Source organism: Pseudomonas sp. LBUM1661 (genome assembly GCF_059695925.1).
Map to the genome: position 1 here is coordinate 5,421,530 of NZ_CP166794.1, position 23,584 is coordinate 5,445,113.

The 23,584-nt window shown below is 60.7% G+C and carries 19 protein-coding genes and 2 pseudogenes; 18 read left to right on the plus strand and 3 right to left on the minus strand.

The genetic code is table 11. From position 1 onward, the window contains the following. The first annotated feature begins 89 nt into the window (after window positions 1-89). Window positions 90-1,091 (plus strand): type I glyceraldehyde-3-phosphate dehydrogenase, encoded by a 1,002-nt coding sequence (gene gap, locus ACA057_RS24870; protein ID WP_497343171.1) that lies wholly within the window; start codon window positions 90-92, stop codon window positions 1,089-1,091. A 148-nt stretch (window positions 1,092-1,239) separates the two neighbouring features. After that, window positions 1,240-1,704, plus strand: a complete 465-nt coding sequence (locus tag ACA057_RS24875; RefSeq protein ID WP_497343173.1) for a methylglyoxal synthase — start codon at window positions 1,240-1,242, stop codon at window positions 1,702-1,704. Between the two features lie 26 nt (window positions 1,705-1,730). Here ACA057_RS24875 and ACA057_RS24880 read toward each other — a convergent pair whose 3' ends face one another. After that, the gene (locus tag ACA057_RS24880; protein WP_497343175.1) at window positions 1,731-1,985 is read right to left on the minus strand and encodes a hypothetical protein; all 255 of its coding nucleotides are present in this window, start codon (window positions 1,983-1,985) and stop codon (window positions 1,731-1,733) included. Window positions 1,986-2,000: 15 nt separating this feature from the next. Next, entirely contained in the window at window positions 2,001-2,339 is a 339-nt protein-coding gene (locus ACA057_RS24885; protein WP_497343177.1) for a DUF4123 domain-containing protein, read from the minus strand. A gap of 299 nt (window positions 2,340-2,638) precedes the next feature. On the opposite strand from ACA057_RS24885, the gene ACA057_RS24890 reads away from it, so the two are divergent. The 16 genes and pseudogenes from ACA057_RS24890 (at window position 2,639) to ACA057_RS24965 (ending at window position 22,287) form a co-directional block, all read left to right on the plus strand. Next, window positions 2,639-3,157: an RNA polymerase sigma factor gene (locus ACA057_RS24890; protein ID WP_497343179.1), complete on the plus strand. Its 519-nt coding sequence runs from the start codon at window positions 2,639-2,641 to the stop codon at window positions 3,155-3,157. Between the two features lie 83 nt (window positions 3,158-3,240). After that, window positions 3,241-4,206: a FecR family protein gene (locus ACA057_RS24895; protein ID WP_497343181.1), complete on the plus strand. Its 966-nt coding sequence runs from the start codon at window positions 3,241-3,243 to the stop codon at window positions 4,204-4,206. Window positions 4,207-4,596: 390 nt separating this feature from the next. Then, window positions 4,597-7,161 (plus strand): TonB-dependent receptor, encoded by a 2,565-nt coding sequence (locus ACA057_RS24900; protein ID WP_497343183.1) that lies wholly within the window; start codon window positions 4,597-4,599, stop codon window positions 7,159-7,161. Between the two features lie 114 nt (window positions 7,162-7,275). After that, window positions 7,276-7,878, plus strand: coding sequence for a biliverdin-producing heme oxygenase (locus tag ACA057_RS24905; protein ID WP_497343185.1), 603 nt, complete (start codon window positions 7,276-7,278; stop codon window positions 7,876-7,878). A gap of 161 nt (window positions 7,879-8,039) precedes the next feature. Further along, the gene (locus ACA057_RS24910; protein WP_497343187.1) at window positions 8,040-8,435 is read left to right on the plus strand and encodes a YbaN family protein; all 396 of its coding nucleotides are present in this window, start codon (window positions 8,040-8,042) and stop codon (window positions 8,433-8,435) included. Between the two features lie 442 nt (window positions 8,436-8,877). Continuing rightward, window positions 8,878-9,894: pseudogene (locus tag ACA057_RS24915) on the plus strand (methyl-accepting chemotaxis protein); the annotation flags it as partial. A gap of 330 nt (window positions 9,895-10,224) precedes the next feature. Continuing rightward, a pseudogene (locus ACA057_RS24920) lies at window positions 10,225-10,752 on the plus strand (methyl-accepting chemotaxis protein); the annotation flags it as partial. Between the two features lie 172 nt (window positions 10,753-10,924). Then, window positions 10,925-12,274, plus strand: coding sequence for a CoA transferase (locus tag ACA057_RS24925; protein ID WP_497343189.1), 1,350 nt, complete (start codon window positions 10,925-10,927; stop codon window positions 12,272-12,274). A 330-nt stretch (window positions 12,275-12,604) separates the two neighbouring features. After that, entirely contained in the window at window positions 12,605-12,958 is a 354-nt protein-coding gene (locus tag ACA057_RS24930; RefSeq protein WP_497343191.1) for a DUF5064 family protein, read from the plus strand. Between the two features lie 179 nt (window positions 12,959-13,137). Then, window positions 13,138-14,646 (plus strand): transcriptional regulator GcsR, encoded by a 1,509-nt coding sequence (gene gcsR / locus ACA057_RS24935; RefSeq protein WP_497343193.1) that lies wholly within the window; start codon window positions 13,138-13,140, stop codon window positions 14,644-14,646. Window positions 14,647-15,096: 450 nt separating this feature from the next. Further along, a complete protein-coding gene (gene gcvH / locus ACA057_RS24940) occupies window positions 15,097-15,480 on the plus strand; it encodes a glycine cleavage system protein GcvH (protein ID WP_008027813.1) in 384 nt (127 codons plus the stop codon). An 11-nt stretch (window positions 15,481-15,491) separates the two neighbouring features. Next, the gene (gcvP, locus tag ACA057_RS24945; protein WP_497343195.1) at window positions 15,492-18,344 is read left to right on the plus strand and encodes an aminomethyl-transferring glycine dehydrogenase; all 2,853 of its coding nucleotides are present in this window, start codon (window positions 15,492-15,494) and stop codon (window positions 18,342-18,344) included. A 201-nt stretch (window positions 18,345-18,545) separates the two neighbouring features. Continuing rightward, on the plus strand, window positions 18,546-19,922 hold the full coding sequence (locus tag ACA057_RS24950) for an L-serine ammonia-lyase (protein ID WP_497343197.1): 1,377 nt from the start codon (window positions 18,546-18,548) through the stop codon (window positions 19,920-19,922). 39 nt (window positions 19,923-19,961) lie between these two features. Beyond that, complete coding sequence (gene gcvT, locus ACA057_RS24955; protein ID WP_497343199.1) at window positions 19,962-21,086, plus strand: glycine cleavage system aminomethyltransferase GcvT; 1,125 nt, start codon at window positions 19,962-19,964, stop codon at window positions 21,084-21,086. A 403-nt stretch (window positions 21,087-21,489) separates the two neighbouring features. Next, on the plus strand, window positions 21,490-21,702 hold the full coding sequence (locus ACA057_RS24960; protein ID WP_003175786.1) for a cold-shock protein: 213 nt from the start codon (window positions 21,490-21,492) through the stop codon (window positions 21,700-21,702). Window positions 21,703-21,798: 96 nt separating this feature from the next. Further along, window positions 21,799-22,287: an RDD family protein gene (locus ACA057_RS24965; RefSeq protein WP_497343201.1), complete on the plus strand. Its 489-nt coding sequence runs from the start codon at window positions 21,799-21,801 to the stop codon at window positions 22,285-22,287. A 128-nt stretch (window positions 22,288-22,415) separates the two neighbouring features. On the opposite strand, the gene nadA is transcribed toward ACA057_RS24965, so the two are convergent. Continuing rightward, entirely contained in the window at window positions 22,416-23,474 is a 1,059-nt protein-coding gene (gene nadA / locus ACA057_RS24970; protein WP_401365297.1) for a quinolinate synthase NadA, read from the minus strand. Window positions 23,475-23,584 lie beyond the last annotated feature (110 nt).

The window sequence follows — 23,584 nt, forward strand, 5'->3', positions numbered from 1 at the left end:
ACAAAATATTGCCATTAAAAAGGCTTGTTTTCTATTTTTTTGCGAATAATCTTGTAATTCCAACAACAAAACGACGGCGGCCCAGTTAAATGACTCTTCGAATCGCAATCAATGGTTTTGGCCGAATTGGCCGCAACGTCCTGCGGGCACTGTATACCCAAGGCTATCGCCAGGATCTGCAGATTGTCGCCATCAACGACTTGGGTGACAGTTCGATCAACGCTCATCTGCTCAAATACGACACTGTTCACGGCACGTTCGACGCCGATGTCCAGCACGATCAGGAAAGCCTGACCGTCAACGGCGACCGTATTTCGGTCAGCGCCATTCGCAATCCGGCCGACCTGCCCTGGGCCGCGGAAAAAATTGATGTCGTGTTCGAATGCACCGGTCTGTTCACCGACCGGGCCAAAGCCGCCGCGCATATTACGGCCGGCGCGCGCAAAGTCATCATCTCGGCCCCGGCCAAAGGCGCCGACGCCACCGTGGTTTATGGGGTGAACCACGACATCCTGCGCCAGTCCCACCATATTATTTCCAACGCGTCGTGCACCACCAACTGCCTGGCCCCGGTGGCTCAGGTGCTGCACCGCGAGCTGGGCATCGAAAGCGGTTTGATGACCACTATCCACGCCTACACCAACGATCAGAACCTGACCGACGTCTACCACACCGACCCGTACCGTGCCCGTTCGGCCACCCAGAACATGATCCCGAGCAAGACCGGCGCCGCTGAAGCGGTGGGCCTGGTGCTGCCGGAACTGGCCGGTAAATTGACCGGCATGGCGGTGCGTGTTCCGGTGATCAACGTGTCGCTGGTAGACCTGACCGTGCAGCTCAAGCGTGAAGCGTCGGCCGATGAAGTGAATGCGCTGCTGAAAGAAGCCAGCCAGCATTCGAAGATTCTGGGCTACAACACCCTGCCGCTGGTTTCCAGCGACTTCAACCACAACCCGCTGTCGTCGATCTTCGACGCCAACCACACCAAGTCCAGCGGCAAGCTGCTCAAGGTACTGGCCTGGTACGACAATGAATGGGGCTTCTCCAACCGGATGCTCGATAACTGCCTGGCGCTGTGCAACGCGGAATAAGCAGCACGTCCCACTTCTTGTCGGAGCGAGCTTGCTCGCGAAGGATGCAAGGGCCCCGCGCTCACTCAGGCGACCCTTGTCATTGTTAACGACCTTCGCGAGCAAGCTCGCTCCTACAAGGTGCGCGCCATTTCAGGAGCAGTCACCGATGATCGGTATCAGCTTTACCCAAAAAACCATCGCGGCGCGCAAGCGTATCGCCCTGGTGGCCCACGACCACTGCAAAGTGTTTTTGCTGGACTGGGCCGAGCGGCAGAAAGACAAACTCGCGCAACATGAACTGGTCGCCACTGGCACCACCGGGCTGCTGTTGCAACAACGCCTGGACCTGCCGGTGGAAAGCATGATCAGCGGCCCACTGGGCGGCGACCAGCAACTCGGCGCGCGAATCGCCGAGCAGCGGGTCGACATGTTGGTGTTCTTCTGGGACCCGTTCGAACCACAGCCCCACGACCCGGATATCAAGGCATTGCTGCGAGTCGCGGCGGTGTGGAACATCCCGGTGGCGTGCAACGAGTGCAGCGCCGACTACCTGCTCAGCAGTCCGTTGATGGAACAGGCTCACCCACACCGCATCCCGGATTACGCGACCTATCTGTCGGGACGCTGTTAGTACGATCAGGTTTTGATCTCGGCGAGTCACTCGCCGCGCAGGCGCTCAAAATGAGCCTGCGCGTGTTCTTCAGGCCTCGGGGCCCAGTTTTTGATACCGGGCGTGTGCATCTCCCGCAGGCGCTCGACCACCAGAAAATGCAGCTGCTCCGGCGTCTGCCATCCCCACCGCTGTGCGAGGTCGAGTTGTTCCATCAGCCAGGCCCTCGGCGACAGGTCTGCCGGCAATCGGGCAAGGTCCTCACTGTGCTCGGCCAACAGGTACTGACCGACATTAGCCAACAGGATCGCCCGCTCCTAGTCGACCGGCGCCGGGATATCCAGCCATGGCGCAGAGTCGGGAACCGGGTATTCGCCCGGCGCCGGATTCTCTATTGACGTCCAGTGCTCGCCCTGCCAGTAACAGGCACTGATGATCGGCCCCAGATAGTCGGGGTACGCCGACTCCGGAAGATGAGCCAGTGCTCGCGCCAACACCCGATTGTCGTGGAAACGGTACAGCGCCTGTTGCGGTCGTTTCCCGACAAGCAGACGTTCGCGCCAATGTTTCACCAGTATTTCGATTGAGTGAGGGTCGATGCTCGCCAGCCACCCCCAATCCCGGGACTGCCCATCAAACCACTCATTGAGTGCCATCACTTGATGTCCCTGTCAAAAAACCACGCTGAAAAACAAAGTATCAACAGGGGTATAGCAGTCATCCAGAACTGTCTAAGGGGCCAGGAAGCGTTTGGGATTGCGCCTACGCCAGTCTCTGAAATATCTGACATTTGCAGCCATGCAATGGCTGAGAACTGCGCAAGTCCCCGCAAAACGGGCAGCGCTCTTTCAGCGTCCTCCCGCTCCGAACGTATGACGACGCTTACAAACTAGTGCTTGATCGCCCACGCAGATGATAAGCATTATCATTCGCTCAAAATGGATCAGGTTCTCCCGTGAGTCAATCGCGCTTCAATCACGTCTTTATCGCCCAGCGAGTTTCGCTGCTGCGCACATTGGAGCGGATGGTCAACAATCACAGCACCGCCGAAGACCTCTTGCAGGAAACCTACCTGCGCGTAACGCGGGCGCTCAGTGAGCGGGCCATCGATCACCTTGAACCCTTCGTTTTCCAGACGGCGCGCAACCTGGCGCTGGACCATTTGCGTGCGCGGCGCATTCAGTCGCGAACGATGCTCGATGACGTTCCGACGGACGTGGTGGAAAGCATCGCCGCGCCTGCCAGCAGTGCCGAGGAGGCTGCCCATGCCGAACAGTTGCTGGAGCGTTTGAACGTGAGCCTCAATGAACTCAGCGCCCGTCAGCAGCAAATTTTCATCCTCAGTCGTCTGCACGGACACAGCTACCTGGAGATTGCCGAGAAGCTCGGCGTGTCGTTGAGTACCGTGCAAAAAGAGCTGAAGCTGATCATGGCGATCTGCATTGGCGTCGCCGAGCGGCTAAACGGCGACTGAGTCCCCGGGGCTTTGCTACCCTTGCTGCACTTTCGAGCTCCACAAAAAAAACAGCCGTGCACAGACACTGCCGAGGAAACACCGTGACGGACACCCACCGCTCCCCTCCGCCCTCCCCGGCGCGGGACCCCGCAAGCGCAATGGACCAGGCTTTGGACTGGCTGATTGTGCTGGGCAGTCCGAGCGAAGAACAGACACGCCAGTTCCACGCCTGGCTCGAGGCCGATCCGTTGCATGCCCAGGCGTTTGCCAAGGCCCAGGCGATCTGGGATGGCCCGCAAGTCGTGCAATGTGCGCAAAGCCTGGCCGCCAAGCCGTCGAAGGGGAGCGTCCTGTCGCGCCTGCGTCCGCACTGGAAACCACTGGCCACCGCCGCCGTGCTGATCCTCGGCCTGTTCAGTTTCAGCAATCTGCCGATGCGCCTGCAGGCGGATCATTTGACCGTGGTCGGTGAGCGTCAGCGCCTGCAACTGGAGGACGGTTCGCACGTGCTGCTCAACACCAACTCGGCGTTTTCCAGCACCATCAACGATCAACAGCGCGTGGCCCGTTTGTTCCAGGGCGAGGCGTTTTTCGAGGTGTCGACCAATCGTGGCCAGCCGCTGGAAATCGATGCCGGCCCCGTCAAGGCCAGCGTACGCGATACCGCGTTCGCGGTGCGTTACCTCGATGGTGTGGCGCAGGTTCGGGTGCAGCGTGGCGACGTCGACTTGCAGGCCACCCGCGACGATGCGCGGGTGCGATTGTCTGCCGGCGAAAGCATCCGCATCGGCCCCAACGGTTTTGATCGACCGGTCAAGCTCGATGCCGCCACCGACCTGGCGTGGGTCCAGGGCCGGCTGGTGTTCGAAAACTGCCCGCTCAGCCAGGTGCTGGCGGAGCTGCGTCGCTACTATCCGGGCTGGATCATCAACAATAATGAGCAGTTGGCCGACGTCGCGGTGACCGGCAATTACCGCCTCGACCAGCCGCTGGACGTGGTTCGTTCGCTGGCCCATATCACCTCGGCCCGGCTCCAGGAGTTCCCGGCGTTGGTGATCCTGAACTAGGGGGCGTTCTCAATTAGTTTCCCCGCCGCGTTGTCGCCTTAAAGCGGGCCAGGCAAGGCGCAGGCCGCCGGGAATGGTTGTTCCCTTTCCAAGGCCTGCAACGCAGCCTGGCCCGCTTCAAGGCACAACCCGAAGGGCCGGGCCTGCTGTTGCGCAGGGCTGCGTTGCTCGAAGCTTATTTGGGATGACCAAACCACGCTTCTCGCGCCTTGCCCTGCACAACAGCAGACCCGGCGCGGCGGGGAAACTAATTGAGAACGCCCCCTAGATGAGAATTATTTTTACTCGATAACCAAAGCCCGTACGTCTCGTTATAGCCAATGCAATTGATTCGCATCTTTAAATGCCAATCAGCACCTATAAAGATTCGTGCGACACGGAGCGCTATCGATGTCCTCTCGCCTTACCCGCCAAGCCTCTTCACCTTCCCGCGTGCTGTCGCTGCTGACCGCCGCCATCCTGATGGCCGGCAGCGCGCCGCTCATGGCCGCCACCGCCACCGGGCAGCCAGCCCGCAACATGGGCGATTACGCGTTCGCGATTCCTCAGCAGTCGCTGGTCTCGGCGCTCAACGCATTTACCGCGGTAACCGGCTGGCAAGTCGGCTTGCCGGCCGAACTGGCGCAAGGCGTGGCATCACCGGGTGTCCGGGGTTCGTTGCCGCCGGAGAAAGCCCTGGATCGCCTGTTGGTGGGGACCAACCTGAGCTATCGCAAACTGGGCAATAACAACATCGTGCTGGAGAAGCGCAGCAACAGCAACGCGCTCAACCTGGAACAGGTGACCATCAGTGCCACCCGTAACGAACAGGACGTGAACAGCGTGCCGAGCACGGTCAGCGTCTACACCCGTGAAGACCTCGACCGTAACAACGTGAACAGCATCAAGGATCTGGTACGTTACGAGCCGGGTGTTTCAGTCGGCGGCGCCGGTCAGCGCGCCGGCATCACCGGCTATAACATCCGCGGCATCGACGGTGACCGCGTGTTGACCCAGATCGACGGCGTGCAGGTGCCGGACAGCTTCTTCAACGGCCCGTACGCCCAGACCAACCGCAATTACGTCGACCCGGAAATCGTCAAGCGCGTGGAAATCCTCCGCGGCCCGGCGTCGGTGCTGTACGGCAGCAACGCCATCGGCGGCGCGGTCAGCTACTACACCCTGGACCCGGATGACATCATTAAACCGGGCAAGGATGTCGGTGCGCGCCTGAAGACCGGTTACAGCTCGGCGGACGATAGCTGGCTGACGTCCGGCACCGTGGCCAGACGCACCGGCGACTTCGATGGCTTGCTGCACCTGAGTCAGCGCAATGGTCATGAAACAGAGTCCTACGGTGAAACCGGCGGCACCGGCCTGAACCGCACAGAGGCCAACCCCGAGGACGTGCGCACCACCAACGTGCTGGCCAAACTGGGCTGGAACTACGCCGACGATGCACGCTTCGGCCTGACCTACGAGCACTACAAGGACGACCGCGACACCAACCAGCTCAGCGCAGTGGGCGGCCCGTTCAACGCGGGACGCGGTTTCGGCTTCTACAAATCCCGCACCGGCAACGACACGGTTACCCGCGAGCGATTTGGCCTGGAGCACAGCTTCGGCCTGGACAGCGCCCTGGCCGATAACATCAAGTGGACGCTGAACTATCAGATCGCCAAGACCGACCAGAGCACCGAAGAAATCTACGCGCCGTCGCGCACGGTGCTGCGCAACCGCGACACCACCTACAAGGATCGCCAATGGGTGTTCGATGCCCAGGCTGACAAATCGTTTGCCATTTCCTCCACCGACCACCTCGTGACCTACGGCACCACCATCAAGCAAGACAAAGTCACCGGTCTGCGGACCGGCAATGGCACCTGCCTGACCGTGTTCGGCGCCTGCCGGGCTATTGGTGCCGCCAGCGCCACCGACACCCTGACCCCGGCCAGCGACTTCCCGGATCCGACCATCAACACCTACAGCCTGTTCGCCCAGGACCAGATCAGCTGGAACAACTGGACCTTCCTGCCCGGCGTACGCTACGACTACACCCAGCTCAAGCCACACATCACGGATGAGTTCCTGGTCACCGCCGACCAGAGCGGTAACGGTGAAGTGAATGACGACACCAAGACCTGGCATCGTCTGTCGCCAAAATTCGGCACCACCTACAGTTTCAACGACCACTACACCTGGTATGGCCAGTACGCCGAAGGCTTCCGCACGCCAACCGCCAAAGCCCTGTACGGCCGCTTCGAAAACCTGGCCGGCGGCTATCAGGTCGCACCGAATCCGGACCTGGAACCGGAAAAGAGCAAGAGCTATGAAACCGGCTTGCGCGGCCAATTCGAAGCGGGCACCTTCGATGTCGCCGTGTTCTACAACAAATACCGCGACTTCATCGACGAGAACGCCATCACGCCCGGCTACACCGAGACCACGTTCCAGAGCAACAACATCAAGCATGCCACCATCAAGGGCGTGGAGCTCAAGGGTCGCCTGAACCTGGACAGCCTCGGAGCCCCAACCGGTCTCTATACCCAAGGCTCGGTGGCGTACCTGTATGGGCGTAACGATGACAGCGGCCAGCCGCTGAACAGCATAAACCCGCTGACCGGCGTGTTCGGTCTGGGTTATGACCAGGACAACTACGGCGCCCTGTTGAGCTGGACACTGGTCAAGCGCAAGACCCGCGTCGACAGCACCAGCTTCAAAACCCCGGATGGCACCAGCACCCAGTTCAAGACCCCGGGTTATGGCGTGCTCGACCTGGCCGGTTTCTACAAGGTCACCGACGACGTGACCGTCAACGCGGGTCTCTACAACCTGACCAACAAGAAATACTGGCAGTGGGATGACGTGCGCGGTTACGACAGCGTCGGCGAAGCTTCGGTAACGCAACCGGCCAACCTCGATCGCCTGACTCAACCGGGCCGTAACTTCGCGGTCAATCTGGTGTGGGATATCTGATCCTGTCCACCTCACGGCACTGCGCGACAGAAGCTGTGCCGTGAGGATTTTTTACTGTCCGGCGCCTCGCCATTCGTCTCGTTACCAAGCGCCTCTTTTTCTCAAGGATTTCACATGACCACTCAGGACACTGCTCAACGCCCTGCTCTGCGTTCGCAACGCTTGAACCAGATCACTAACGAACCACACACCAGACTCGATGCCCTGGTCAAAGCCCACGCACCGTTTGAAACCCAGGCCAACTTCGCTCGTTTCGTGGTGGCGCAGTACCTGTTCCAGTCGGAACTGGTGTCGCTGTACAACGATGCCGAACTGACCGCCATCGTCCCGGACCTGCCCGCTCGCTGCCGTGCTGAAGCAGCCAAGGCTGATCTCGCGGACCTGGACACCGAAGTGCCAGCGCCCGTCGCCGGTGCCGTGAAGCATCCGACCAAAGCCGAGGCGCTGGGCTGGCTGTTCGTGTCCGAGGGTTCGAAACTCGGCGCGGCGTTTTTGATCAAGCGTGCCGTGGGTTTGGGCCTGAGCGAAACCTTCGGTGCCCGCCACCTCGGTGAACCGGCCGGTGGCCGCGCGGAAGGCTGGAAACGCTTCGTCAAAACCCTCGATGGTCTGGCACTCAGCGCACAAGAAGAAGCCGAGTTGGATAAAGGCGCTATCGATGCCTTCAACCGATTCACCGTTCTGCTCGAACAGGCTTACACCCCAGAACTCGCCTGACAGAATGCAATCCCCTGTGGGAGCGGGCTTGCCCGCGATGGCGGCCTACCATTCAAAAAAGATGCTGAATGTAGTTCGCTGTCGCGGGCAAGCCCGCTCCCACAGGGGACGGAGCAAGCCTGTAAGATTCCGATCCGCCTCACACCCGTTCCCTTGAGCCCATGCCTCAACCAGCCACCTCCAAGATCACCCGTATCCTCTTCGGCCTGCTGGCCTACGTCAGCCTGGGCATCGGCTTGATCGCCATCGTCATCCCCGGCCTGCCGACCACCGAGTTCATTCTGTTGGCCGCTTGGGCCGCGACCAAGAGTTCACCGCGCCTGAGTGCCTGGCTGGAAAACCATCGGCTGTTTGGCCCGATCCTCAGCAACTGGCGCAACGGCAAAATCATCGCGCGCCGGGCCAAGGTCAGCGCCACCGTCAGCATGCTGATGTGCGCAGGCTTGATGCTGGTGATGCTCGATCATGGCTGGCCGATTTACCTGGCCATCACGGGCATGAGCCTGGGGAATCTGTGGATGTGGTCGCGACCGGAATCGGTGCCGGAAATCTCCTGAATTCCTGTCCTTTTCAGGGTATTTACCTGCGCAAACGTTCACCTGCTACCGCTGGTCGGCAGGCCATTCATGCAATGTCTGCCCACGCCGATGTGCATTGAATGGCGCTGAATGGATTTGGCGAACCGGGTCGACCCCGACTCACAGCCAACACCTCATCCATTCGCGAGTTCGCCCTATGTTCGACTCTCTTTCCATCCGCCTGAAAATAGTCCTGTTGTCCGGTCTGTGCCTGCTTGGCGTGGTCGCGCTGATCGTCGGCATGAACATCTACCAAACCAATCAGAACGATGAACTGGTCAGTGCGTCCAGCAGCAAGATGCTCACCGCCAGTGTGCAGGACCTGCTCCAGGCCAAGGCTGCCGAGCAAGCCGTGCGGGTGCAGAAGACCTTCGGTGAAAGCCTGCTGGTGGTGACCGCGCTGGCCGATCAGATCAAGGACATGCGCACCCTGGCCGCCAAGCGTTCGCTTGAGGCCGGTGCCCTGCGTGAAGAGTTGAACCAGAGCCTGAAAACCGCCTTTGAACGCAACAGCAAAGTGCTGGGGATCTGGCTGGCGTTCGAGCCCAATGGCCTGGATGGCAAGGACAGCGAGTTCGCCAACGACGCGGCGCGCCAGTCCAATGAAGCCGGACGTTTCGCCAGTTACTGGAGCCGTGCCGGCGGTACCGGGATCAACACGATCATGGTCGAAGACGACATGACCAAAACCACCCTGAGCCTCAGCGGTACACCCTATAACAGCTGGTACACCTGCCCTCGCGACAGCAAGCGTACCTGCCTGCTCGACCCGTATGCCGACACCGTCGGCGGCAAGGAAATGCTGATGACGACCATTTCCGTACCGTTGCTGGTGGACGGAAAATCCATCGGTGTGGTCGGCGTGGACATCGCCCTCGACGCCCTGCAAGCGGCAGCGGTGGACTCCCAACGCGACCTGTTCAACAACGCCGGGCACATGCTGATCGTCTCCGGCAGCGGCGTGCTCGCCGGTTACAGTGTCGACGCGAGCAAAGTCGGTAAAAGCATCGGGGACACCCTGGGCGCAGACGGCAAGGATGTCCTGCAATTGCTCAGCGGTGGTACACCGAAAATCCTCGAGCAAGGCGACTTGATCCGCGCGGTATACCCGGTCAGCCCGATTGCCGACTCCAAAGCCTGGGCTGTAGTAATCGACCTGCCGAAACAAGTGCTGCTGGCTGACTCGGTCAAACTGCAAACCGTACTCGATGACGCTCAGCAAAGCGGCACGATCAAAGCGGTGTTGGTGGCGGTTATAGCCGGCCTGGTCGGTCTGTTGCTGATCTGGCTCACCGCCTCCGGCGTGACCCGTCCTATCAACAGCGTGGCCGAGATGCTCAAGGCGATTGCCAGTGGCGACGGCGACCTGACCCAACGTTTGCACTACAGCAAGAAAGACGAATTGGGCGAACTGGTCAGCTGGTTCAATCGTTTCCTCGACAAGCTGCAACCGACCATTGCGCAGATCAAGCAAAGCATCACCGACGCCCGTGGCACCGCCGACCAGTCTTCGGAAATCGCCCGCCAGACCAGCGAAGGCATGCAGGTGCAGTTCCGCGAAATCGACCAGGTCGCCACCGCCTCCAACGAAATGAGCGCCACCGCCCACGACGTTGCCAACAGTGCCTCGAACGCGGCCAATGCCGCCAAGGGTGCCGACCAGTCGGCCCGCGATGGCATGTCGATCATCGAGCGCAGCACCCGCGACATCAATCAATTGGCCGACGAAGTCAGCAAAGCCGTGACCGAAGTCGAAGCGCTGGCGGTCAACAGCGAGCAGATCGGTTCGGTGCTGGAAGTGATCCGCAGCATCGCCGAGCAGACCAACCTGCTGGCGCTCAACGCCGCGATCGAAGCCGCCCGTGCCGGCGAGAGCGGCCGCGGGTTTGCGGTAGTTGCCGATGAGGTGCGCAACCTGGCCAAACGCACGCAAGATTCGGTGGAGGAAATCCGCATCGTGATCGAACGCATCCAGACCGGCACCCGTGGCGTGGTCGCGACCATGCATTCGAGCCAGACCCAGGCCCACAGCAACGCCGGGCAGATCCAACAAGCGGTCCAGGCCTTGAGCAAAATCAGCGACGCGGTCACCGTGATCAGCGACATGAACCTGCAAATCGCCAGCGCCGCCGAACAGCAAAGCGCCGTGGCCGAAGAGGTCAACCGCAACGTCTCGGCGATCCGTACCGTTACCGAAACCCTGACGGGCCAAGCCACCGAATCAGCGCAGATCTGCAGCCACCTCAATTCCCTGACCACCCAGCAAATGAAATTGATGGATCAGTTCCGGGTTTAAGATCGCACCACAGATCCCCTGTGGGAGCGAGCCTGCTCGCGAAGGCAATGTCACATTCAACAAAGAGGTTGCCTGACACACCGCCTTCGCGAGCAGGCTCGCTCCCACAGGTTTCATCCGGCCTGTCATCTATTTTGATCTATGATCGAGCCCTCATTCCGGAGGGCCTTCGATGACTGATTTACTCACGTCCATTCAAGCCGCACTCGGCTTGCCCAACACCGCCATCCCGTTCACCGCGATCGGCGCCCTGCCCTCGGCGTTTGCCGTCACTGACCTGGCCTGCGCCAGCATTGCCGCCGCCGGCCAGGCCATCAGCGAATTGCTCCATCAGCACACCGGTCGCCTGCCCAACCTTGAAGTGGACCGACGCCTGGCTTCGTTCTGGTTCGCCACTTCGATCCGCCCGGTGGGCTGGAGCGTGCCGCCGCTGTGGGACCCGGTCGCGGGTGACTATGCGACCAAGGACGGCTGGATCCGCCTGCACACCAACGCGCCGCACCACCGGGCCGCCGCCGAAACGGTTCTAGGCCCCTGTGCCGACCGCTCGGCGATGGCGAGCAAAGTGGCGCAATGGGCGAAGAGCGATCTGGAACACGCCGTGGTCGAAGCCGGTGGCTGCGCCGCTGAGATGCGCAGCTGGCAACAATGGCAAGTCCATCCCCAGGGTCAGGCCGTGAACGCCGAACCGCTGATTCAGTTCGCCGCCAACAACAGCCAGAATGCAAAGCCGTGGCAGGGTTCGGTGGCGCAACCATTGGCCGGGATCAAGGTGCTGGATTTGACCCGCGTACTGGCCGGCCCCGTCGCCAGCCGCTTCCTCGCCGGGCTTGGCGCTGATGTGTTGCGTATCGACCCGCCGACCTGGAACGAACCGGGCGTGGTGCCTGAAGTGACGCTGGGTAAACGCTGTGCGCGCCTCGACCTTCACGACCAGGCCGATCGTGTCCTGTTCGAAAGCCTGCTCAAGGACGCCGACATTTTGCTCCACGGCTACCGCGCCGATGCACTGGAGCGCCTGGGTTACGGCGTCGCCGATCGCCAGCACATGGCTCCCGGCCTGATTGACGTGTGCCTGAACGCCTACGGCTGGAGCGGCCCATGGCAGAACCGCCGTGGCTTCGACAGCCTGGTGCAAATGAGCAGCGGGATTGCCGAAGCCGGCATGCACTGGCAGCACGCGGATAAACCGACACCCTTGCCGTTGCAAGCGCTGGATCACGCCACCGGGTATTTGATGGCCGCCAGTGCGATCAAGTTGCTGGCAGAGCGGTTGAACAGCGGTCGCGGTGGATCGGCGCGGTTGTCGCTGGCACGGACGGCGAAGTTGCTGATTGAAAATGGACCCGGCACCCGCGATCCGTTGCGTGCAGAGGATGACAACGATCAAGGGCTGTTGGTTGAGCAAACGCCTTGGGGACCGGCCCATCGGTTGCAGGTACCGCTGAAAATCACCGGAACGCCGTTGCAGTGGGCGATACCGGCTGGGGAATTGGGTTCACATCGCCCGCAATGGTGGTGACAGTACCGGCTCCCACACGTGACCGCATTCTCCCGGATGGCCGCGATCAAATGTGGCAGCGGGCTTGCTCGCGAAGGGGCCAGAACAGTCAGCACAAAGTCAGGATCAGCATCAGTCCGACCGGCTCAAAGAAGTCCAAAGCACTTACGCCGCATACCCTCGCCATCACCGGCCAGTCATAGGGCGGCGAGTATGCCAGCAACAACCTCATAGCCTCTCCACTGTTCAGTGCAACCACGGCCGCGCACCGAATGAGCGACCCATAAAAGAAACTCTGGGGCCGGCCTGAGGTCTGCCCTGATTCAATGCCTTATTGATGGAGAGACGCCAATGGCCACGTTTGAGCCCGGTCACCTGCACATCGAACGCCACGCGCTGAACGAGGATGACTACAGCTTCAGCCTGAGCATCGACTATGAAGTCAGCCAGGATCCGGAAGAAGGCATGCGCTTCAAGTTGCATGGCTCGGTTAAAGACAAGGAACTGAATGAAGAATTCTTCCTGCCCAAGGATCAAGCCTTCGACTTCGCCCGCCATGCCACGCGCATCGCGCAACAATACGGCCTGCCCAAGGACGCCAGCATCACGTCAGTACACAAGGAATACGACATGATGTTTGAAGATGTGCGGGCGCAACTCGACGTCAAATCCGGCGACCCGGTCAAACCCGAACACCTGGAATAATGTAAATCGTCGAACGCCCCCATATCCTGTAGGAGCGAGGCTTGCCCGCGAAGCTTTTGGCAATCTTGAGCTACTTCGAGAGCAAGCCTCGCACCTACAATTTGCACGCGCATTTCACCTAACACCCCGCCCCAAGGCATACTTGCCACCCTCCGCACTCCAGAACCAAAAACCGCCCCATGCGTATCCACGTCAGCTTCATCGACCGCGTCGGCATTACCCAGGAAGTCCTGGCCTTGCTCGGTGGGCGCAATCTCAATCTGGATGCGGTGGAAATGGTCCCGCCCAACGTCTACATCGACGCTCCGACCCTGAGCCCGGAAGTCCTCGAAGAGTTGCGCGATGCCCTGTTCAGCGTGCGTGGCGTGCAAGCCGTGACGGTGGTCGACATTCTGCCCGGCCAGCGCCGGCACTTGCAGCTTGATGCGTTGCTCGCGGCCATGACCGATCCGGTGCTGGCCCTGGACAGCGCCGGCAAAGTGCTGCTGGCCAACCCGGCGTTAATCGCCCTGTACGGCCGCGAACCGGCGGGTGAAAGCGTCGCCGAACTGTTTGCCGACCCGGCCCTGCTTGATGCCCTGCTCGAACAAGGCTTCCGGCTGCCACTGCGGGAAATCACCGTCAACGGCCAGACGTTGCTGCTGGACGCCACGCCGATCACCGACGCCGGTGCCCTGCTGACCCTGTATCAACCGAACCGCATCGGCGAACGCCTCTCGGCGCTGCACCACGACCATGCCGAAGGCTTCGATGCGCTGTTGGGTGAGTCCCCGGTGATCCGCACCCTCAAGGCCCGCGCTCAACGCGTCGCGGCACTCGATGCGCCGTTGTTGATCCAGGGTGAAACCGGCACCGGTAAAGAACTGGTGGCCCGCGCGTGTCACGCCATCAGTGCCCGCTACAGTTCACCGTTCCTGGCCCTGAACTGCGCGGCATTGCCGGAGAACCTCGCCGAAAGCGAACTGTTCGGCTACGCTCCCGGAGCCTTCACCGGCGCGCAACGGGGTGGCAAACCGGGGCTGATGGAACTGGCCAACCAAGGCACGGTATTCCTCGATGAAATCGGCGAGATGTCGCCGTACTTGCAGGCAAAATTGCTGCGCTTCTTGAACGACGGCAGCTTCCGTCGGGTGGGCGGTGATCGTGAGGTGAAGGTCAACGTGCGGATCCTCAGCGCGACCCACCGCGACCTGGAAAAAATGGTCAGCGAAGGGACGTTCCGCGAAGACTTGTTCTATCGCCTCAATGTCCTCAACGTCGAAGTCCCACCCCTGCGCGAACGCGGCCAGGACATTCTGCTGCTGGCGCGCTACTTCATGCAGCAGGCCTGCGCGCAGATCCAGCGTCCGGTCTGTCGCCTGGCACCGGGCACTTATCCGGCATTGCTCGGCAATCGCTGGCCGGGCAATGTGCGGCAACTGCAGAATGTGATCTTCCGCGCGGCGGCTATTTGCGAAAGCACCCTGGTCGACATTGGCGACCTCGACATCGCCGGCACCTCCGTGGCGCGCCAGAGCGACACCGAAGTCGACAGCCTGGAACAGGCCATGGAAGCGTTCGAGAAAACCCTGCTGGAAAAACTCTACGTCAGCTACCCCTCGACCCGCCAACTGGCCAACCGCCTGCAAACCTCCCACACCGCGATTGCCCACCGGTTGCGCAAGTACGGCATTCCCAACAAGCCGTAAGCTGGAAATACAGTTTCGTTACCAGCACAAAACCTGTGGGAGCGGGCTTGCCCGCGATGGCGATCTAACATTCGACATCGATGTTGAATGTGATGGCCTCATCGCGGGCTAGCCCGCTCCCACAGGTTTTACGTCAGGCCAGAAAGGCTCTTCAAAAGCGACCTCCACCTGTACTGAAAGCGCTACAGTGGAATGATATCGCTACACCCTCCCCTGACCTCCGCTGTGCAAGGCTTTGATCCCCTTAGGCTTTTTTCTTTGCTCTGTGCTGTAGCGATTTCGCTACAGCCAGCTAGTCCTTACGCCTTGGATTAATAGATAACTAATTGATTTACAACGAATAATAAACATTGGCCGTGATTTTGCTTAGTAACCGCTCATAAAGCAGGGCTTTTGCCCACAGCATTCAATAGCGTCCACCAGACGAGTCTGGCCCCTTTAGGAGTTTCCATGAGCGAGTTGCGTTTTACTGAAGATCACGAATGGCTGCGTACCGAAGCTGACGGCAGCGTCACCGTCGGCATCACCGCTTTCGCACAGAACGCCCTGGGCGACGTGGTTTTCGTACAACTGCCTGAGCTGCAGTCCTACGACAAAGGCGCTGAAGCCGCCACCGTGGAATCGGTAAAAGCCGCCAGCGGCGTGTATATGCCACTGGACGGTGAAGTGCTGGAAGTGAACCCGGCACTCGACAGCAGCCCTGAGCTGGTCAACGAGGATCCGCTGGGTGAAGGCTGGTTCTTCCGCTTCCAGCCAACCGACGCTTCGGCTGTCGCCAAACTGCTGGATCAGGACGCCTACGACCGTCTGATCAAAGCCAACGCCGAAGCCTGAGGAGCGCTGACATGACTCAAGTAAACCTTACGACCGCCAACGAATTCATCGCCCGCCACATCGGCCCGCGCGCCGGTGACGAGCAAGCCATGCTCAACAGCCTCGGCTTCGATTCCCTGGAAGCCCTGAGCGCCAGTGTGATTCCCGACAGCATCAAAGGCACCAGCGTGCTCGGCCTGGAAGACGGCCTGAGCGAAGCCGATGCCCTGGCCTTGATCAAGTCCATCGCCGGCAAAAACCAGCTGTTCAAGACCTTCATCGGCCAGGGTTACTACGGCACGCACACGCCGTCGCCGATCCTGCGCAACCTGCTGGAAAACCCGGCTTGGTACACTGCGTACACCCCGTACCAACCGGAGATTTCCCAGGGCCGTCTCGAAGCGCTGCTGAACTTCCAGACCTTGATCAGCGACCTCACCGGCCTGCCGATCGCCAACGCCTCCTTGCTCGATGAAGCCACCGCCGCCGCCGAAGCCATGACCTTCTGCAAACGCCTGAGCAAAAACAAAGGCAGCCACGCGTTTTTCGCGTCCGTGCATTGCCACCCGCAAACCCTCGACGTGCTGCGCACCCGTGCCGAGCCGTTGGGCATCGACGTGGTGGTTGGCGACGAGCTGGAACTGACTGACGTGACGCCGTTCTTCGGCGCGCTGCTGCAATACCCGGCGAGCAACGGTGACGTGTTTGACTACCGCGAACTGACCGAACGTTTCCACGCCGCCAATGCGTTGGTGGCGGTGGCCGCTGACCTGTTGGCCCTGACCGTGCTGACCCCGCCGGGCGAGTTCGGCGCCGACGTGGCCATCGGCAGCGCGCAACGCTTCGGTGTGCCGCTGGGCTTCGGTGGTCCGCACGCTGCGTATTTCTCGACTAAAGATGCGTTCAAGCGCGACATGCCGGGCCGTCTGGTCGGTGTCTCGGTCGACCGTTTCGGCAAGCCGGCCCTGCGCCTGGCGATGCAGACCCGCGAGCAACACATCCGCCGCGAGAAGGCTACCAGCAACATCTGCACCGCCCAGGTCCTGCTGGCCAACATCGCCAGCATGTACGCCGTGTACCACGGCCCGAAAGGCCTGACGCAGATTGCCAATCGCGTGCATCACCTGACTGCGATTCTGGCCCAAGGCTTGAAAGCGATCGGTCTGAACGTCGAACAAGAAAACTTCTTCGACACGCTGACGATCAACACCGGCGCCAACACCGCCGCGCTGCACGATAAGGCGCGGGCCCAGCAGATCAACCTGCGCGTGATCGATGCCGAGCGCCTGGGCCTGTCCCTCGACGAAACCACCTCGCAAGCGGATGTGGAAACCCTGTGGGCCCTGCTCGCCGACGGCAAAGCGCTGCCAGACTTCGCCGCCCTCGCCGCTTCGGTGGTCAGCGCGATTCCAGCGGATCTGGTCCGCCAATCGCCGATCCTCAGCCACCCGGTGTTCAACCGTTACCACTCGGAAACCGAGCTGATGCGCTACCTGCGCAAGCTCGCCGACAAGGACCTGGCGCTGGATCGCACCATGATCCCACTGGGTTCCTGCACCATGAAACTCAACGCCGCCAGCGAAATGATCCCGGTGACCTGGGCCGAATTCGGCGCCCTGCACCCGTTCGCTCCAGCCGAACAAAGTGCCGGTTACCAGCAACTGACCGACGAGCTGGAAGCGATGCTCTGCGCCGCCACCGGCTACGACGCGATCAGCCTGCAACCGAACGCCGGTTCCCAGGGTGAATACGCCGGCCTGCTGGCGATTCGCGCCTACCACCAGAGCCGTGGCGAAGACCGTCGCGACATCTGCCTGATCCCGTCCTCGGCCCACGGCACCAACCCGGCCACCGCCAACATGGCCGGCATGCGCGTGGTGGTCACCGCCTGCGATGCCCGTGGCAACGTCGACATCGAAGACCTGCGCGCCAAGGCCATCGAGCACCGCGAACACCTCGCCGCGCTGATGATCACCTACCCGTCGACCCACGGCGTGTTCGAAGAAGGCATCCGCGAAATCTGCGGCATCATTCATGACCACGGCGGCCAGGTGTACATCGACGGCGCCAACATGAACGCGATGGTCGGCCTCTGCGCGCCGGGCAAGTTTGGCGGCGACGTCTCGCACCTGAACCTGCACAAAACCTTCTGCATTCCCCACGGCGGTGGCGGTCCGGGCGTCGGCCCGATTGGCGTCAAATCGCACCTGACGCCGTTCCTGCCGGGTCACGGCACCATGGAGCGTAAAGAAGGCGCGGTCTGCGCCGCGCCGTTCGGCAGCGCGAGCATTTTGCCGATCACCTGGATGTACATCCGCATGATGGGTGGCGCCGGTTTGAAGCGCGCTTCGCAATTGGCGATCCTCAATGCCAACTACATTTCCCGTCGCCTCGAAGAGCACTACCCGGTGCTGTACACCGGCAGCAACGGCCTGGTGGCGCACGAATGCATCCTTGATTTGCGCCCACTGAAAGACAGCAGCGGCATCAGCGTCGATGACGTGGCCAAGCGCCTGATCGACTTCGGTTTCCACGCCCCGACCATGTCGTTCCCGGTGGCTGGCACGCTGATGATCGAGCCGACCGAAAGCGAATCCAAAGAAGAACTGGACCGCTTCTGCGACGCCATGATCCGCATCCGCGAAGAAATCCGCGCGGTGGAAAACGGCACGCTGGACAAGGACGACAACCCGCTGAAAAACGCCCCGCACACCGCGGCGGAAATCGTCGGCGAGTGGACGCATCCGTACAGCCGTGAGCAGGCTGTTTACCCGGTCGCGTCGTTGATCGAAGGCAAGTACTGGCCGCCGGTCGGTCGCGTCGACAACGTGTTCGGCGATCGCAACCTGGTTTGCGCCTGCCCGTCGATCGAAAGCTACGCTTAAAACTGATGGGGGCGGGTTCACTCGCCCCTCATTTCAAGAACACCACAAAAACCTGTGGGAGCTGGCCTGCCAGCGATAGCGGTGGATCAGTCGACATTTCCGTTGCCTGACACCCTGCAATCGCTGGCAGGCCAGCTCCCACAGGATCGTGCCTGGCCTGACATTTCGCCAATTCCCATAACAAGAAACCGGAGAACAACCATGTCGTTAAGCGTGTTCGACCTGTTCAAGATTGGTATCGGCCCCTCCAGTTCCCACACCGTCGGCCCGATGCGTGCCGCAGCACGCTTTGCCGAAGGTCTGCGCCGTGAAGGGCTGCTGACCGCAACCGCCTGCGTCAAAGTCGAGCTCTACGGCTCGCTCGGCGCCACCGGCAAAGGCCACGGCAGCGACAAGGCTGTGTTGCTGGGCCTGGAAGGCGAACACCCGGACACCGTGAACACCGAAACCGTCGCCGCCCGCCTGCAAGAAATTCGTGGCAGCGGTCGTCTGAACCTGCTCGGTGAGCACGCCATCGAATTCAATGAAAAGCTGCACCTGGCGATGATCCGCAAACCGTTGGCCTATCACCCCAACGGCATGATCTTCCGCGCGTTCGACGCCGCGGGTTTGCAAATCCGCAGCCGCGAGTACTACTCGGTCGGCGGCGGTTTTGTGGTCGATGAAGACGCCGCCGGCGCCGACCGCATTGTCGAAGACGCCACGCCCCTGACCTTTCCGTTCAAAAGCGCCAAGGACCTGCTCAGTCACTGCACCACCTACGGCTTGTCGATCAGCCAGGTGATGCTGACCAACGAAAGCGCCTGGCGCCCGGAAGCGGAAACCCGCGCCGGCCTGCTGAAAATCTGGCAAGTGATGCAGGACTGCGTCGCGGCCGGTTGCCGCAACGAAGGCATCCTGCCCGGTGGCTTGAAGGTTAAACGCCGTGCGGCAGCGCTGCATCGACAACTGTGCAAGAACCCGGAATCGTCGCTGCGCGATCCGCTGTCGGTGCTGGACTGGGTCAATCTCTACGCGTTGGCGGTCAACGAAGAAAATGCCAACGGCGGACGCGTCGTCACTGCGCCCACCAATGGTGCGGCGGGAATCGTCCCGGCGGTTTTGCATTACTACATGCGCTTCATCCCCGGCGCCAGTGAAGACGGCGTCGTACGTTTCCTACTGACGGCCGCCGCCATCGGCATTCTCTATAAGGAAAACGCCTCGATCTCCGGCGCCGAAGTTGGTTGCCAGGGTGAAGTCGGCGTGGCCTGTTCAATGGCGGCTGGCGCCTTGTGCGAAGTGCTGGGCGGCACCGTGCAGCAAGTGGAAAACGCCGCGGAAATCGGCATGGAACACAACCTCGGCCTGACCTGCGACCCGATCGGCGGGCTGGTGCAAGTGCCTTGCATCGAGCGCAACGCCATGGGCTCGGTCAAGGCAATCAATGCGGTGCGCATGGCCCTGCGTGGCGACGGTCAGCATTTCGTCTCCCTCGACAAGGTCATCCGCACCATGCGCCAGACCGGCGCCGACATGAAAAGCAAATACAAGGAAACCGCCCGTGGCGGTTTGGCGGTCAACATTATCGAGTGCTGATGCACTCCCCTGCATCTGCATCATTTTCAGGAGCTGAATATGTCCACCGAACAATTGTCGACAACCCCGCTGCACGCACTGCACATCGAACTTGGCGCCCGCATGGTGCCGTTCGCCGGCTACGACATGCCGGTGCAATACCCGTTGGGCGTGATGAAAGAACACCAGCACACCCGTGAGCAAGCCGGGCTGTTCGATGTCTCGCACATGGGCCAGATCCGGCTGACCGGCGCCAATGCCGCCAAGGCCCTGGAAACCCTGGTGCCAGTGGACATCATCGACCTGCCGGTGGGCATGCAGCGCTACGCCATGTTCACCAACCAGACCGGTGGCATCCTCGACGACTTGATGGTCGCCAACCTCGGCAACGACGAACTGTTCCTGGTGGTCAACGCCGCCTGCAAGGACCAGGACCTGGCGCACCTGCAACAGCACATTGGCGACCAGTGCACGATCGAGCCACTGTTCGAAGAACGCGCGCTGCTGGCCCTGCAAGGTCCCGCCGCCGTCACCGTGCTCGCACGCCTGGCGCCGGAAGTGGCGAAGATGACCTTCATGCAATTCGCCCGCGTGAAACTGCTGGGTGTGGATTGCTTTGTCAGCCGTTCGGGTTACACCGGTGAAGACGGTTTCGAAATCTCCGTACCGGTCGCCGATGCTGAAGCCCTGGCTCGCGCGCTGTTGGCCGAACCGGAAGTGGCGGCCATCGGCCTTGGCGCTCGCGACTCCCTGCGCCTGGAAGCTGGCCTGTGCCTCTACGGCCACGACATGAACACCGAAACCACGCCGATCGAAGCGAGCCTGCTGTGGGCCATCTCCAAGCCGCGTCGTGCTGATGGTGCACGTGCGGGCGGTTTCCCGGGCGCCGAAACCGTGTTCGCTCAGCAACAAGGTGGCGTCAGCCGCAAGCGTGTTGGCCTGCTGCCTCAGGAACGCACACCGGTGCGTGAAGGTGCAGAAATCGTCAACGAAGCAGGCGACATCATCGGTAGCGTGTGCAGCGGCGGCTTTGGACCGACCCTCGGCGGCCCTCTGGCGATGGGTTACCTCGACAGCGCTTATATCGCTTTGGAAACACCAGTCTGGGCCATCGTACGTGGGAAAAAGGTGCCTTTGCTTGTAAGCAAAATGCCATTTGTTCCACAACGCTACTATCGTGGCTGATTGACTGTTTCTATAAGTAACGCGATTGCGTTAACAGTGCACTAATGTGTAACGCAATCGCCATAAAACAGTGCATGCCTTTCGCTCTAAGCTTCGTTTATGAACTTTGCTTATAACGATCGAAAACGATTGAACACCGCCATCGCATAAGCCAGCACTAGTTGCGATACGACACCACCAACGCGAGCAAATACGGGCCTTTCACAGGGCTTGTTTTTTCTCCCGTAGTTGGCGTAGAGTTTGTTCACTGTGTTTGCATGGGTCGCTTGGAATCGTGACCTGGGCAGTAGCCTACAAGTTAGCTACATCCCGTTCGACGTCTTCTTACTCTCCTGCAACCAGCCCCAGTACTCTTTCATGAGAAGGAGACTGTCATTAATTTTTGCGTCAAAGGAAATAAGAAATGTCCCAACGTCAGAGCGGTACCGTCAAGTGGTTTAACGACGAGAAAGGTTTTGGTTTTATCACTCCAGAAAGCGGTCCGGATCTGTTCGTGCATTTCCGCGCTATTCAGGGCAACGGCTTCAAGAGCCTGAAAGAAGGCCAAAAAGTGACTTTCGTCGCTGTGCAAGGCCAGAAAGGCATGCAGGCTGACGAAGTACAAGCAGAAGCCTAAATCTTCTGTAACGAAAAAGCCCCTGATGCTGACATCAGGGGCTTTTTTGTGCGCGTAAATCCGTAAAATGGCTTCTTTTTCCGTCCAGAGGCTGCCATGTCGAAACACCTGCTCAAACCCCAGGGCGAATTTCCTGCCGCTGGCCTGGGTCGTCGCCTGGCAGCGATGTTCTATGACTTCCTGCTGTGTACCGCGCTGCTGATCGTTACCAGCGGCGTCTACAAGATGATTCAGATGGCGATCATCGGCGAAGACAAGATGCGCACCCTGACTGAAGCCGGCGCGCTGGACGGTGATCCCTTGCTGTCGACGGTGCTGCTGTTCGTGCTGTTCGGTTTCTTCGCCAAGTTCTGGACCTGGTCCGGACAGACCCTGGGCATGCAGGTATGGTGCATCCGCGTGCAGAACGCCGACGGTTCATCCATCAGCCTGTGGCAGGCGCTGCTGCGCTTTGTGGTGTCGATCGCTTCTTTGCTGTGCGTTGGGCTGGGGTTCATCTGGTCGCTGTTCGACAAACAGAAACGCAGCTGGCACGACATGTACTCCAATACCCAGCTGGTACGAATTCCGAAGAAGACCAAATAATTCAGCCATACACAAACCAATGTGGGAGCGAGCCTGCTCGCGAAGGCGGCCTATCAGCAAACATTAATGTCGACTGATACTCCCTCTTCGCGAGCAGGCTCGCTCCCACAGTTTTTGTGACTTGGCTGTTAGGCGTTACCGGCCAACTTCATCCGCGCCGCCTGGGTAAAGTCGAGCATTCGCTTCAACGGCCGAATCGCTTGCGGGATCAGTGCGGGATCGACAAAGATCTCGTTCGCCCCTTCCTTCAAGCTCTTCAGCAGGCGCTCAAGGGTGTTCATCGCCATCCACGGGCAGTGCGCGCAACTGCGGCACGCAGCGCCGTTACCGGCCGTTGGCGCTTCGATGAAGACCTTGTCCGGGCACAGCTGCTGCATCTTGTAGAAGATGCCACGGTCGGTGGCGACAATCAGCGTCTTGTTCGGCAGGCTCTGCGCCGCCGCGATCAACTGACTGGTGGAGCCGACGGCATCGGCCAGCTCGATCACTGAGGTCGGCGATTCGGGATGCACCAGAATCGCGGCGTCCGGGTACAACGCCTTCATGTCTTCAAGCTGCTTGGACTTGAACTCTTCGTGAACGATGCAGGCACCGTCCCACAGCAGCATGTCCGCACCGGTCTGGCGCTGGATATAGGTGCCCAGGTGCTTGTCCGGCCCCCAGATGATGGTTTCGCCGTTATCCATCAGGCTTTCGACGATCTCCAGCGCGCAGCTGGACGTCACCACCCAATCCGCCCGGGCTTTGACCGCTGCGGAGGTGTTGGCATACACCACCACCGTACGCTCCGGGTGCTGATCGCAAAACGCCGAGAACTCATCGACCGGGCAACCCAGATCCAGCGAGCAGGTCGCTTCCAGGGTCGGCATCAGCACACGCTTTTCAGGGTTGAGAATCTTGGCCGTCTCGCCCATGAACTTCACCCCGGCGACCACCACGGTTTTTGCCGGATGGGCATTGCCGAAGCGGGCCATCTCCAGAGAGTCGGAGACACAGCCCCCGGTTTCTTCGGCCAGGGCCTGAATCACCGGATCGCAATAGAAGTGGGCAACCAGCACCGCGTCCTGAGCCTTGAGCTCGGCAGCAATGGCGGCGCGGTAATAGGCCTCTTCCTCGGCGGTCAGCGGCTTGGGCTGCTTGGCGTCGAGGTGGGCTTGAACCAGAAGGCGTTCGGAAATCTGCGTCATGTTCGCAAGACCTGCAGGCGCGTTCGCGCGAAAGTCGAGTATACACCCGGCTCCGGACCCATCAGGGTACCGCCGGGAGAGTGAGTATCATCAGGCACGGATGACGTTGG

Coding starts and splice junctions, on each gene's coding strand:
- gap (WP_497343171.1), top strand. CDS start 90: ATGACTCTTCGAATCGCAATCAATGGTTTTGGCCGAATTGGCCGCAAC.
- ACA057_RS24875 (WP_497343173.1), top strand. CDS start 1,240: ATGATCGGTATCAGCTTTACCCAAAAAACCATCGCGGCGCGCAAGCGT.
- ACA057_RS24885 (WP_497343177.1), bottom strand. CDS start 2,339: ATGGCACTCAATGAGTGGTTTGATGGGCAGTCCCGGGATTGGGGGTGG.
- ACA057_RS24900 (WP_497343183.1), top strand. CDS start 4,597: ATGTCCTCTCGCCTTACCCGCCAAGCCTCTTCACCTTCCCGCGTGCTG.
- ACA057_RS24905 (WP_497343185.1), top strand. CDS start 7,276: ATGACCACTCAGGACACTGCTCAACGCCCTGCTCTGCGTTCGCAACGC.
- ACA057_RS24910 (WP_497343187.1), top strand. CDS start 8,040: ATGCCTCAACCAGCCACCTCCAAGATCACCCGTATCCTCTTCGGCCTG.
- ACA057_RS24925 (WP_497343189.1), top strand. CDS start 10,925: ATGACTGATTTACTCACGTCCATTCAAGCCGCACTCGGCTTGCCCAAC.
- ACA057_RS24930 (WP_497343191.1), top strand. CDS start 12,605: ATGGCCACGTTTGAGCCCGGTCACCTGCACATCGAACGCCACGCGCTG.
- gcsR (WP_497343193.1), top strand. CDS start 13,138: ATGCGTATCCACGTCAGCTTCATCGACCGCGTCGGCATTACCCAGGAA.
- gcvH (WP_008027813.1), top strand. CDS start 15,097: ATGAGCGAGTTGCGTTTTACTGAAGATCACGAATGGCTGCGTACCGAA.
- gcvP (WP_497343195.1), top strand. CDS start 15,492: ATGACTCAAGTAAACCTTACGACCGCCAACGAATTCATCGCCCGCCAC.
- ACA057_RS24950 (WP_497343197.1), top strand. CDS start 18,546: ATGTCGTTAAGCGTGTTCGACCTGTTCAAGATTGGTATCGGCCCCTCC.
- gcvT (WP_497343199.1), top strand. CDS start 19,962: ATGTCCACCGAACAATTGTCGACAACCCCGCTGCACGCACTGCACATC.
- ACA057_RS24960 (WP_003175786.1), top strand. CDS start 21,490: ATGTCCCAACGTCAGAGCGGTACCGTCAAGTGGTTTAACGACGAGAAA.
- ACA057_RS24965 (WP_497343201.1), top strand. CDS start 21,799: ATGTCGAAACACCTGCTCAAACCCCAGGGCGAATTTCCTGCCGCTGGC.
- nadA (WP_401365297.1), bottom strand. CDS start 23,474: ATGACGCAGATTTCCGAACGCCTTCTGGTTCAAGCCCACCTCGACGCC.